The organism is Parvibaculum indicum (assembly GCF_011762095.1).
GTDB lineage: Bacteria > Pseudomonadota > Alphaproteobacteria > Parvibaculales > Parvibaculaceae > Parvibaculum > Parvibaculum indicum.
Map to the genome: position 1 here is coordinate 1 of NZ_JAASQO010000001.1, position 12,263 is coordinate 12,263.

Below are 12,263 nucleotides of genomic sequence, written 5' to 3' on the forward strand. Positions count from 1 at the left end.
GATGAACTCCGTCTCGAAGTCCTCAAGCTCGCGAAACGCTGGAAGCCGAAAACAAGCCGGTGAAATGGGCGGGGTGTGACCGGAACACCGCTTACCAAGATTGACCAAGCATGGAGGAACGAGCCATGACGAAACTGAAAACGATCCTGATTGCCGGTACCGCCGCGGTGGCGCTCGGAACGGCCCCCGCAATGGCCGGATTGCTCGACGGCGGCGCTGGCGGCGCTGGCGGCAAAGCGAACGCCAATGTTGGCGTGGGCACGAGCGGCCTCAAGGCCGGCGCCGAAACCGGTGCCAATACGCAGATGAAGACGCCGGGCGTCAACGGGTCCGCTTCCGGTCAGGCCGGCGCGCGCGGTAACGTCGAGACGCCGGATGCCTCCGGCGCGGCGGATACGGCCGTCGATGCCGCTGCCGGTGCGACCGGCAAGATGAAGAATTCGGCCGAGGCCGGTGCTGAAATGGGTGCCGATGCGGCTGGTTCGGCGCTTCAGACGGCCGCGAACCTGGAAGCGCAGCTCAAGGAACGCGGCTACACCGCCATTGAGCGCACTGACGACATGGCCGAAGCCGATGGCGAGGCCGAGTTCAAGGCGACCAACCAGGACGGTGAGAACGTGAAGCTCGTCGTGAATGCGCGGACCGGCGCGGTGGTCGACGAGCAGCCGGAATCCTGAAACTGGCTCTATAGCTGGTTCAATATTGCCGGATAAATCACTGTTTTGCGGGCGATTCCACTCGGAATCGCCCGTTTTTACGTCGAAACGTCGAATTCGACCCGCATTCCGTCATAGGCCGGCTCGACGCCTTCGGGCAGCTCGCCCTTCAGCGTCCGATAGTCCAGATCCACATGAAGGTTTGTCAGGACGCCATGGGCAACGCTCGCCCGTTTGAGCCATTCCAGCGCCAGGTCCACATGGGCATGCGTCGGATGCGGCGTGTAGCGCAGCGCATCGACGATCCAGCTCTCGATCCCGTCCAGGAGCCGGAAACTCTCATCGGGCACATCCACGCAATCCGCGCAATATGCCAGCGGGCCGACCCGAAACCCCAGCGCCCTTATGCTGCCGTGATCCACATCGAACGGCAGAATGTCCATCGGGCCGCCCGCGCCCTCGACGCGGATCGCAGCGCCCGGCCCTTCGATCCGGTGCTCGTTCAGAATCGGCGGATAGCTGGAGCCCGGCGGCTGGATAAAACAATAGCCGAACCGCGCGATGAGCGATTTCGAGGTCGGCTCGTCCATCCACACATCCACGCGCCGCCGCCGGTTGATCGCCAGCATCCGGAGATCGTCGATCCCGTGGCACTGGTCGGCATGGTCATGCGTGTAGAGAACGGCATCCACCCAATCGACCTGCGCATCGAGAAGCTGTTCGCGCATATCGGGCGACGTGTCGATAAGGACGCTCGTCTTGTGATGTGGTTCCGCCGGATCGAATTGCTCGATCAGCAGCGAGCAGCGCCGCCGCCTGTTTTTCGGCTCTTTCGGGTCGCAGGCGCCCCAGTGATTGCCGATACGCGGCACGCCGCCTGACGAGCCGCTGCCCAGAACCGTCGCGACGAGCTTCATGCGCCATATACCGCTTCGCGCGGTACACGCTTGAAAAGCTTGAGAAAATTCTCTGTGGTCGCTTCGGCCAGTTCCGCCGCGCTCACGCCCTTGACCTCGGCGAGCTTCGCGGCCGTGTGCACCACGAAGGACGGCTCGTTGCGCTTTCCGCGCTTGGGCACAGGCGCAAGATATGGCGCATCCGTTTCCACCAGCAGCCGCTCCAGCGGCAAGGCTTCCGCCGTCTCGCGCAATTCCTCGGCCTTCTTGAAGGTCAGGATGCCCGAAAGCGAGATGTAAAACCCTAATTCAACAGCCTTTTCAGCAAGTTGACGGCTGGAGCTAAAGCAATGCAGGAGACCGGGGAAGGCGCCCTTCTCCATCTCCTCGACCAGAATGCGCGCCGTGTCCTCATCCGCATCGCGCGTGTGGACGATGAGCGGCAATCCGGTTTCCCGCGAAGCCGCGATATGCGCACGGAACGCGGTTTCCTGCGCTTCGCGCGGGCTGTGCTCGTAAAAAAAGTCGAGCCCCGTCTCCCCGATGCCGACGACCTTGGGATGCTGTGCCAGCTCGATCAGCCGCGCTGCGGAGATTTCCGGCTCGTCTTCGGCCTCATGCGGATGGATACCGACGGTGCAATAAACATGGGGAAACCGCTCCGCGACCGCCCTCACCCGTTCGAATTCGCTGATCTTGGTCGAAATCGTCACCATCAGCCCCACGCCCGCCTCATGGGCGCGGTTCACGATCTCGTCGACCTCCTCGGCAAAATCCGGGAAATCGAGATGGCAATGGCTGTCGACCAGAACCGGGGCGTTCATCGTCAGGCCTTTCCTTCCTCGGCAAGTTCGTCCACGAAACGCGGGAAAACGGGCTCGGGCTTGGGCATCACGATCCCCGGTTTCAGCGATCCGGCCTCGTCGATCGTCGCAAAGCTCCGCGCATCCTCAGGCACGGCCAGGCTATCGAGAAGCTTTGCCGTGGACGCCGGCATCACCGGTTGCAGCAAGGTCGCGCAACGCCGCACCGTCTCCGCCGTGACGTAGAGAACGGTCGCCATACGCTCCGGATCGGTCTTTTTCAGCGCCCAGGGCTCTTGCGAGGCGAAGTAGCGGTTGGCCTCGCTCACCACCTCGATGACGCTTCCGACGTAATTGTGGATCTCGAAGCGCGTCATCATCGCCCGCGTCGCCGGCAGCAGTTCGGCGGCGCTGTTGAGCAGCGCCTTGTCCTCGGATGTGAACTCGCCCGGCGTCGGCACCGCGCCGCCGCAGTTCTTGGCGATCATGGAAAGCGAGCGCTGTGCGAGGTTTCCGAGATCGTTGGCGAGCTCGGCATTGATGCGGTTCACCACCGTATCGTGGCTGTAGCTGCCATCCTGGCCGTAGCTGACCTCGCGGCAGAAGAAATAGCGGATCTGGTCGACGCCATAGGTATCGGTGATGGTGAAGGGATCGATCACATTGCCGACCGACTTCGACATCTTTTCCCCGCGATTGTTGAGGAAGCCATGGCCGAACACCTGGCGCGGCAGGTCCACGCCGGCGGCCATCAGCATGGCCGGCCAGATGACCGCGTGAAAGCGCACGATATCCTTGCCGATAATATGCGCATCGGCGGGCCAGTATTTCCGGAAAAGCTCGCTCTCCGTATCGGGATAGCCGACGGCGGTAATGTAGTTTGTGAGCGCGTCCACCCAGACATACATCACATGCTCGGGGTCGCCCGGCACCTCGATGCCCCAATCGAGCTTGGAACGCGCGCGCGACACCGACAGGTCGTTGAGCCCGCGTTTGACGAAGGCCACGACCTCGTTGCGCCGCGACGCGGGCTGGATGAAATCGGGCTGTTCCTCATAGAGCTTAAGCAGCTTGTCGGCATAGGCCGAGAGCCGGAAGAAATAGGTCTCTTCCTCCATCCATTCGACGGGTGTGCCGGTGGGCGCAAGTTGCTGGCCGCCCTCGCCTTCGCTCAGTTCGTCCTCGCCGTAATAGGCCTCGTCGCGGACCGAGTACCAGCCAGAATAGGTGCTGCGGAAAATATCGCCCTTGTCCGCCATCTTCTGCCAGATCGTCTGGCAGGACCGGATATGCCGCTCTTCCGTCGTGCGAATGAAATCGTCATTGGAAATGTCCAGACGCTCCGTCATCGCGACGAATTTCGGCGCCATCTCGTCGGCCAGTTCCTGGGCCGTCATGTCGCGGGCCTTCGCCGTCTGCACCATCTTCTGCCCGTGATCGTCCACGCCCGTCAGGAAGCGGACGTCATATCCGTCCAGCCGCTTATAGCGCGCGATGACATCCGTGGTGATGACCTCATAGGCATGGCCGATATGAGGCGCGCCATTGGGATAGGAGATCGCGGTGGTGATGTAGAAGGGCTTGGGAGCCGTCATTCGGAAGTTACCTGAGCAGAAACAGAAACGCTGGCAGAATCGCCGGATTGTCGCATGGCTTCAAGCCTTCGCAAGCTCGGCGGCTGCGCTTTCCAGCATCGAAAAGATGTTGAGGATGACCAGCTTGCGGTCGGTATTGAGCGCCTCGGCGCGGGCGACCGTTTGGCTGATCTTTTCCCATACCTCGACCCAGCGATCAAGGCGGCTGCCCTGCGCCAGCCGCGCCATGGCGGCGCCCTCTCCCGTCACGATATCGGCGCCCGTATCGAGCCCGCTCCCGGCGCGGATCAGCCGCTGCAACCAGTCGGTCAGCAGTTCCACCGTCGCGAAATAGGCGTCTTCCGCGCCCCGGCGGCCTACCTTGTCGCCCAATTCGTGCACGGCCTCCACATTGAGCTTGGGAAGCCCCATGAGGATATTCGCGACCTGCTTGTAAAGATCGAGCCCGCCGCCCGCGCTGAGCGAGAGGGCCCGGCCCGCGCTCCCTTCCGCCAGCCGCGCAATCGCTTCGCGGTCGTCCGCCGCGACGTCCGCGCCATTGGCGGCCAGCACCTCGGCGATGGCGTCATGGCTGAGCGGTTTCAGCGGCAGGGTCCGGCAACGCGAGCGGATCGTCGGCAACAACCGGCCCGGCTGATGGCTGATGACCAGAAACAGGCTGTTTGCAGGCGGTTCTTCAAGCACTTTCAGAAGCGCGTTCGCGGCATTGGCGTTCATCTCGTCGGCGCTGTCGATGATGGTGACACGCCATCCGCCCGCGCCTGCGCTCATGCCGAAGAACCCCGCCGTGCGGCGCACTTCTTCCACCGGAATAACGGTCTTGAGGCGCTTGCTTTTGTCGTCATAGGGCCGGCGGATCACCAGAAGATCGGAAAGACTTTGCGCAAGCCCCTGCCTGAAAACCGGATCGTCCTGGGGAAGAGAAAGCTTGGTCGCGCCCGCCGCCCGCGCCGCCGCCGGTGTGCCGTAACGCAGCACGAATTTCGCCATGCGATGCGCAAGCGTCGCCTTGCCGATTCCCTTTGGACCCGTCAGCAGCCAGGCATGGTGCATCCGCCCGCTCATGAAGGCGTCGAACAGGACCTGCTCGGCCTCTTCCTGGCCGATCAGCCCTGCCGTTTCGCGGGGATGCGGAAAATCACCCAGCCGGTCGCTTTCTGGCGTATCGCTCATGGGGTTCTGTTAGCACGGCTGCCGTCAAACGGCGAGGCGGGAGCTCACGGCTTGCCAGATGGCGTCGGCCACCGTGTCCTCGTCATGGGTGGCATCGATGACGACGCATCGTTCCGGGTCCGCGGCGGCGATGTCGAGAAAGGCCTGACGCAGTTTCATATGAAAATCGTCGCCCATGCGCTCGAAACGGTCTTCGTCATGGTCGCGCTTGCCGGCGCGGCCAAGACCCGTTTCCACCGGCAGATCGAGAATGAGGGTCAGGCCGGGCATATCCTCACCGACCACCAGATCCCGCAACCCGGCGATCGTATCCGGGCTCATCCCCTGTCCGACGCCCTGATAGGCAAAGGTCGAATCCACGAAACGGTCGCAGATCACCCATTTCCCCCTTTCGAGCGCGGGGCGGATGGTGCGCTCCAGATGGTCCGCCCGGGCCGCGAAGACGAGCAACGTCTCCGTCAACGGAGTCCATTTGTCGGTATCGCCGGAGACGATCAGCGAGCGGATATGCTCGGCGCCGGGCGAGCCGCCAGGCTCCCGGGTGACGACCACGCCGTGTCCATGCCGTTCGAGGGCCTGTGCGAGCCGTCGGGCTTGCGTGGATTTCCCGGCTCCCTCGCCGCCTTCGAAGGTGATGAAGCGTCCGCTTCTCACTGGCCGTCCGCCGGCTGTCGCGGCATCGGCGTACCGTCATCGCCCGTGCCGAAAATCATCGTTTTGAGGGAATCCATGGCGCGGCCGAAAATGCCGAGCCGTTCGACATCGGCCCCGGCGACGAGCGGATATTCCCGTGTCGGCAGGCCCGGGGCCTCCACGCGCAGCGTCCCCAGACGGCGACCGGCTTTCACGGGCGCCGCGATCGGCGTGGAATAGACCGCCTTCACCGTCATTTTACGGCGCTGCTCGGGCGACATGATCACGTCGATATCCTCGGTGCTGACGAGCGGCACTTTCGCATAGGTGCCCTGGAACACGGGCGCGTTCTCGACAGGCGTGTTCGCTGCGAAAAGCTTGTAGTGCCTGAACGAGCGGAACCCCCAGTCGATAACCCGGATACCTTCTTCGGCGCGGGCCTTCTGGCTCGGCATGCCGTTCAGCACCGCGATCAGCCGCTCCCCGTCGCGCTCGGCGGAGACCACGAGACCGTAGCCGGACTGTTCCGTATGACCAGTCTTGAGTCCGTCCACGGTGTTGTCCAGATAGAGCGCGGGATTGCGGTTGTGCTGGGTGATCCCGTTCCAGGTGAACACCTTCTCGCTGAAATAGTGATAGTACTCCGGATAGTCCTTGATGATGTGCCGGGCGAGGCGCGCAAGATCATGTGCCGTCATCATGTGATCGGGGTTTGGCCAGCCGGTTGCATTGGCGAAGGAGGAGTTTTTGAGACCGATTTCCTTCGCGCGTTCCGTCGCCGCGTCGGCGAAAGCGCTTTCCGATCCCTTCAGCGCCTCGGCAACGGCGATGCAGGCATCGTTGCCGGACTGCACGATGATCCCCTGAATGAGATCTTCCACCGGGATTTTGGACCCGACCTTGGCGAACATGGTGGAGGAGCCGGACGCCGCGCCACCGGTTTTCCAAGCATGCTCGCTCACCGTGAATGCGTCGTCGAGTTTGACCGTGCCGTCCTTCAGCGCGTGGAACAGCATCTCCAGCGTCATCAGCTTGCTCATGCTCGCCGGATGCATCCTGGTGTCGGCATCCTTCTCCCAGAGTACCGCCCCGGTCTGATAGTCCATGAGCACGGCATATTTCGCCGATGTCTCGAAGGCGTGCGCGGGCGTGCCCAGAAGAACAAGGGCAAACAGCGCGCAGCACAGGGTGGCAACTGAACTCGGCAGATGTCGCGGCAAGGTCATGATCGGCTGGATTCCTCTCCGGATTGTCGGTGCGGGGCGGACTTTAACAGGGATACATGCGGCCCGCGCACAATCCAATATGACAAGTTTTTCATCTGCGCCGCGGTGTGTGTCGGCGTTCAATCGGTGACGATACGCGCGCCGGGATGGCCGTCGCCGATGATCTGCTGAAGCGTGCTGTCGGCGGAAGGAAGGTCGGAAACCGGCCCCACCCTCACCCGGTAATACGGGGCGCCATCCACATAGGTCTGCTGGATCGAGACCTTGCCCATACCGGACAATTGCTGCTGGAGCTTCTCCGCATTGGCGAGATCCTGAAACGACCCCGCCTGCACATAGAGCTTGCCCGTGGGCGCCGCCACCGGATCGGCGGCGGTCCGGCTTACGGTATTCACAGTCTTGTCGTCGGCAATCGGCGCCATCTGCGCCTGCCCGTCCGGGATCGGCTGCATGGAGGCGGCGGGCTTGTTGGCGGACATGGTGGAAATATCGGGAGCCGTGAGCGTCGACCCGAGGCCCGCGGAAACGACGCTGACCCGTTGCACGGGCGCCGTCGCGGCCACCTTGCGCTCTTCGGGCGCCGTCTTCGGTTTGGCGGCGACGAAAGTCTCCCGGGATGGATCGTCGGCGGCCGCCTGCAGCAGGCTGTAACCGGGATCGCCGGGAAGTGCGGCGCGCGCTATATACTGTACACGGACTTTCGTCGTCCCCTGGCGCATATAGCCCAGTTCCTTGGCGGCTTCCTTGGAAAGGTCGATCTCACGCCCCGCCGCGAACGGCCCCCGATCGTTCACCCGGACGATCAGCGATTTGCCGTTTTCCAGATTGGTGACGCGAACCAGCACGGGCAGCGGCAGCGTCGGATGTGCCGCGGTCAGCTTGTTCTCGTCGAAGATTTCGCCGTTGGCCGTCCGCTTGCCGTGAAACTGCGGCCCGTACCATGAGGCGATACCGGTATGATCGTAGCCGGTATCCTCTTTCGGATAGTACCAGATGCTGCCGATGCGATAGGGATTGCCGACCTTGTAATGCGCGGTGCCGGCGCTGGAGGGAATGGAGCCGCTGCTCGGCGACGGGGTGCCGGAACAGGCGGCGAGCGCCATCGCCAGCGGCGCCAGGGCGACGAGGCCGCGCTGTCTCATAATGCGGGTCCGCCACCGCCTGTTGAAAACGCCCGTCATAGTTGCCGAACCATGTCCGTGTGAGGCCCCGGATTCGCACCCCGAATCAGTCGAGCTTGCTATGAAACGCTTATAGTCAGCGGCCCTTGCCACGGCAAGGAGCGCCCCCGAGAATGCCATAAAAACAATAGCCTAAAGACCATTAAGGAAAATCGAATGTCAGGTTCCGTAATGCGGGCTCCCGAAGATTCAGCCGTGCCCGCCACGCTGACCGGGCAGCTTGCCCGCCATATCCGGGCAAAGCCGGTCTCCCGTGCCGATCTGGACGCCGCGGCGCTCTTCACGCTGGATGCCGTGGCGAACACGCTGGCGGGCCGAAACTCGGCGCCCGGCAAGGTCCTGCTCGACTGGTGGCGCGCCGGCCATCCGGGAAATCAGCCCGTCGAACCGGCCTCGCTGTCCTTCCTGATGGGCGCCCTCACCCACATTCTGGAAACGGACGATCTGCACCGGGAATCGGTGGTGCATCCGGGCTGCGTGGTGGTCCCCGCAGCCTGGGCGCTAGGCGCGGCGCGCGGCGCGGACGGCAAGGCGCTTCTCGTCGCCATCCTGCATGGGTTCGAAGCCTGTACACGGGTCGGCATGGGCGTGGGCGCCGAGCATTATCGCATCTGGCACAACACCGCGACCTGCGGGCCTTTCGGTTCCGCCATGGCCGCCGCGCATCTTCTCGATCTCGACGAAGCGCAGAGCGTGAATGCGCTCGGCAATGCGGGCAGCCAGGCCGCGGGGCTCTGGCAGTTTCTCGAAACGGGGGCGATGACCAAGCATCTCCATGCGGGCCACGCCGCGGAAGCGGGCATGAAGGCGGCGGAACTGGCCGCGTTCGGCTTTACCGGTCCGCCCGCCATTCTCGAAGGCGAGAAAGGGTTCTTCCGCGCCGCCTGCCCGGGTGCGCGGCCGGAACTGGTCACGGCAGCGCCCGAGGCGCCCTGGCAGCTTCGCCGGACCTCGATCAAGCCCTGGCCGTCCTGCCGCCATACCCATCCGGCAATCGATGCCGGCGAAGAATTGCGCGACAGACTGGCCGCCGAAGGTCGCCCCGTCGAAGAGGTCGAGACGGTGAAAGTGGAAACCTATCGCGCCGCGCTGGATGTCTGCGACAGGCCCGTCGCCACGACGGATTACGAGGCGAAGTTTTCGCTTCAGCACGCGATGTCGGCCGCCCTGCTCCGCCCCGTGGTGGATTTCGCCGCCTTTGGCGATGCCGCGCGCGAACAATGCGCCGCGCTCGCAACGCGCGTCACGCTCGAAGCCGCCGACCCCTTTGCCGGCGCTTATCCCAATGCCTGGGGCGCGCGCGTCACCCTTACGCTGAGGGACGGCACGCAGCACATGGCGGAACGGACGAACGCAAAAGGCGATCCGGAAGCGCCGCTCTCCGACGGAGACATGATCGCCAAGGCCCGGATGCTGATGACGCATGGCGCCGTGCCCGATCCCGACAGGCTGATCGAGGCCATTCTCGCCCTGCCCGATGGCGGCGAGCTGCCCGATCTACACCTCGTCTGAACGAAATGGCGGGCGCTTCAGCCCGCGCTTTTTTCGAGAAGCGGTTCGATGATCGGCTTGAAGATGTCGAGATAGGCCTGCCCCAGAAACCCTGCCAGAAATGGAAGCCAGATCCAGGCCGTACGCCAGACGAAAGACCGTTTGGCCTTGGGCGCCTTTTCCGGCGCTTCCTTCGCGGCAACGGGTGCATCTTCCTTTTTGGCGACCGGTGCCTCGGGTACTTCGGCAGGCTTGTCCGCCACGGGCGGCGGCTCGACGGCGTCCGGCGCATCCGTCGTCAGCGCCGGCATCGTGACCTCCACGGGCGCGGCGCTGCCGGTATCGGCGGCCAGCACAGACGCCGACCGGCGCTCATTGATGAACAGCCGGATCATGATGAGAACGAGAACCCCGATCAGACCACCGGGAATCCAGACGGACGTTAAGTCGATTTGCGGCACAGATTTACTCCCCCCAACAATACTGCGGCCTTCTTGGTATGTGCCACATTGGGACGCATTTTGCCAAGCTCACCGGGGACTTGCAAAAGGGAATTGGCGTTAACTATACGCCGCCGCGCGGCGCCTCGCTCACGGCGCGGCGAAGGAATGAATTTTCCCGTTGTGTCCTTTCGGCTGCGCGGCTAACCAAGGGCCTGACGGAAGGGTGGCCGAGTGGTTGAAGGCACCGGTCTTGAAAACCGGCAGGCGGGGAACCGTCTCGTGGGTTCGAATCCCACCCCTTCCGCCATCGCGTCGATGCGCCTTCATGGCGGGATAATCCACCCGGTGACCGGGCCCGTGATGGTGCCTGGATACGCGCTTTTCCCCCGAATTCCCTAACCTTTCGGTAACTCCGGCGCCGCTATCCTTCCGCGCTGCCGCACTGCGCGAAATTTGCGGCTCACGGGAGCGATCCGGCTCATGAAAAAAGCCGCCAATATCACCAGCATCTCCGATCTTCAGGCCATCATCGACGTGATGCCGTTGCCGGTTCTCATCAAGAACAGCGATCATCGTATCGTTCTGATCAACGATGCGGCCTGCCAGTTTTTCGGCCATTCCCGCGAAGTGATGCTCGGCTTTTCCGACACCGATCTGTTCCCCGACGAAGAGGTCGAGGTGTTTCATGCCAACGACGACCGCGTATTCGAGACCGGCGTCCTGTCGGAGAATGAAGAACAGGTCACCGATGCGAGGGGCCAGCCCCGCACGGTGATAACGCGTAAACGCCGCGTTACGCTCAATGACGAGTATTACCTCGTCGCGACCGTTACGGATGTGACGGCCTATCGCGAGGCGGAGGCCCATAGTCACTATCTGGCTTTCCATGACACGCTGACCGGTCTGCCAAATCGCGCCCTGCTGAACGAGCGCATCGACCAGACACTGCTTCGCCGCCGGCGGACCGATGAGCGCTGCGCCCTGCTCTACATCGATCTCGACCGCTTCAAGGAAGTCAACGACACCTATGGCCATCAGGCGGGCGATGCGCTGATTCAGGCTTTTGCCGCACGGCTTACGTCGATCGTCCGCGCCTCCGACACGGTCTCGCGGCTTGGCGGCGACGAGTTCGCCGTCCTGCTTGTCGACCGCGGCGAGGACGCCGATGTGGAGATCGTCTGCAACCGCATTCTCGAAGCGGGCGCCGAGCCGTTCGAAATCGAAGGCGGCCGCGTTTTCCTTAGCGCCTCCGTCGGCGTTGCCGACGCGGTCGAGGAGCTCGACAATATCGAGTTCCAGCGCCGCGCCGACGTGGCGCTCTATCAGGCGAAACGCGAAGGCCGTGCCTGTTTCCGCCGTTTCACGAGCGAGCTCGACGAACGGATCCGGCGCATTCGACGCCTCGAAAAGGATTTGCGCGAGAGCCTGGCAAAGGAAAGCGGCCTGGAGGTCCATTATCAGCCGCTCTTCAACACCGCCGGTGAAAGCCTTGCGGGGATGGAGGCGCTGGTCCGCTGGCATCATCCCGAATTCGGATTGCTGCAACCCGAAGAGTTCATTCCCATTGCGGAGGAAACCGGTCTCATCGTACCGCTTGGTGAATGGGTGTTGACGCAAGCCTGCACGATGATGGCGCAATGGCCCGACCTCGTATTGGCGGTGAACCTCTCGCCCGTGCAGATAAGGGAGGACAATCTGGTCGACAGAGTTCTCGCCATTCTGCGGCAAACGGGGTTCAAGCCCTCGAAACTGGAGCTGGAACTGACGGAAGGCGCTATTCTGGATACGGATGGGATGGTGCGCGATCAACTGAAAAAGCTGCGCGCCGTCGGCATCAGGATCGTGCTGGACGATTTCGGCACCGGATATTCAAGCCTGACTCACCTGCAAAAGCTCGACATCGACAAGGTGAAGATCGACAAGTCCTTCGTCCAGGACATCATAAAGAACGGCGAGTCCGAGGCGATCGTCCATGCGGTCACCTATCTTGCGCGGGTGCTGGGAATTCCCGTGACCGCCGAAGGCGTGGAAACGAAAACCCAGCATGATTTGCTGGGAATCATCGGCTGTTCGGAAATGCAGGGCTTCTTCTATTCGCAGCCGATGAGCCCCGAAGACACGCGGCGCTTTCTGACCGACAAGACGAAATGGACACGTGTCGCCTGA

General features: G+C 63.0%; 11 protein-coding genes and 1 tRNA gene. 4 read left to right on the forward strand and 8 right to left on the reverse strand.

Features of this window, described 5'->3' with window-relative positions; all coding sequences use genetic code 11:
- Window positions 1-125: 125 nt before the first annotated feature.
- On the forward strand, window positions 126-677 hold the full coding sequence (locus tag FHS78_RS00005; protein WP_167089042.1) for a PepSY domain-containing protein: 552 nt from the start codon (window positions 126-128) through the stop codon (window positions 675-677).
- Between the two features lie 77 nt (window positions 678-754).
- Here the strand turns inward: FHS78_RS00005 and FHS78_RS00010 are convergent, their stop codons facing one another.
- The 7 genes from FHS78_RS00010 to FHS78_RS00040 all read right to left on the reverse strand — a co-directional run bounded on the left by FHS78_RS00010 (window position 755) and on the right by FHS78_RS00040 (window position 8,124).
- A complete protein-coding gene (locus FHS78_RS00010) occupies window positions 755-1,573 on the reverse strand; it encodes an MBL fold metallo-hydrolase (protein ID WP_167089044.1) in 819 nt (272 codons plus the stop codon).
- Window positions 1,570-2,376, reverse strand: coding sequence for a TatD family hydrolase (locus FHS78_RS00015; protein WP_167089046.1), 807 nt, complete (start codon window positions 2,374-2,376; stop codon window positions 1,570-1,572). The genes FHS78_RS00010 and FHS78_RS00015 overlap by 4 nt, the downstream gene beginning before the upstream one ends.
- A gap of 2 nt (window positions 2,377-2,378) precedes the next feature.
- The gene (gene metG / locus FHS78_RS00020; protein ID WP_167089048.1) at window positions 2,379-3,950 is read right to left on the reverse strand and encodes a methionine--tRNA ligase; all 1,572 of its coding nucleotides are present in this window, start codon (window positions 3,948-3,950) and stop codon (window positions 2,379-2,381) included.
- Between the two features lie 60 nt (window positions 3,951-4,010).
- Entirely contained in the window at window positions 4,011-5,123 is a 1,113-nt protein-coding gene (locus FHS78_RS00025; RefSeq protein WP_167089050.1) for a DNA polymerase III subunit delta', read from the reverse strand.
- Window positions 5,124-5,147: 24 nt separating this feature from the next.
- Window positions 5,148-5,777 (reverse strand): dTMP kinase, encoded by a 630-nt coding sequence (gene tmk, locus FHS78_RS00030; protein WP_167089052.1) that lies wholly within the window; start codon window positions 5,775-5,777, stop codon window positions 5,148-5,150.
- Window positions 5,774-6,982 carry a D-alanyl-D-alanine carboxypeptidase family protein gene (locus tag FHS78_RS00035; RefSeq protein WP_167089054.1) on the reverse strand — a complete coding sequence of 403 codons (1,209 nt, stop codon included), beginning with the start codon at window positions 6,980-6,982 and terminating at the stop codon, window positions 5,774-5,776. The genes tmk and FHS78_RS00035 overlap by 4 nt, the downstream gene beginning before the upstream one ends.
- 119 nt (window positions 6,983-7,101) lie before the next feature.
- Window positions 7,102-8,124, reverse strand: coding sequence for a septal ring lytic transglycosylase RlpA family protein (locus FHS78_RS00040; RefSeq protein WP_205305137.1), 1,023 nt, complete (start codon window positions 8,122-8,124; stop codon window positions 7,102-7,104).
- A gap of 195 nt (window positions 8,125-8,319) precedes the next feature.
- Here FHS78_RS00040 and FHS78_RS00045 point away from each other — a divergent pair, with 195 nt between their 5' ends.
- Window positions 8,320-9,675: an MmgE/PrpD family protein gene (locus tag FHS78_RS00045; RefSeq protein WP_246220283.1), complete on the forward strand. Its 1,356-nt coding sequence runs from the start codon at window positions 8,320-8,322 to the stop codon at window positions 9,673-9,675.
- Between the two features lie 17 nt (window positions 9,676-9,692).
- Here the strand turns inward: FHS78_RS00045 and FHS78_RS00050 are convergent, their stop codons facing one another.
- Complete coding sequence (locus FHS78_RS00050; protein WP_167089058.1) at window positions 9,693-10,115, reverse strand: hypothetical protein; 423 nt, start codon at window positions 10,113-10,115, stop codon at window positions 9,693-9,695.
- A 199-nt stretch (window positions 10,116-10,314) separates the two neighbouring features.
- On the opposite strand from FHS78_RS00050, the gene FHS78_RS00055 reads away from it, so the two are divergent.
- Both FHS78_RS00055 and FHS78_RS00060 read left to right on the forward strand, forming a co-directional pair.
- A tRNA-Ser gene (locus FHS78_RS00055) sits at window positions 10,315-10,404 on the forward strand.
- A 173-nt stretch (window positions 10,405-10,577) separates the two neighbouring features.
- On the forward strand, window positions 10,578-12,263 hold the full coding sequence (locus FHS78_RS00060; protein ID WP_167089061.1) for a putative bifunctional diguanylate cyclase/phosphodiesterase: 1,686 nt from the start codon (window positions 10,578-10,580) through the stop codon (window positions 12,261-12,263).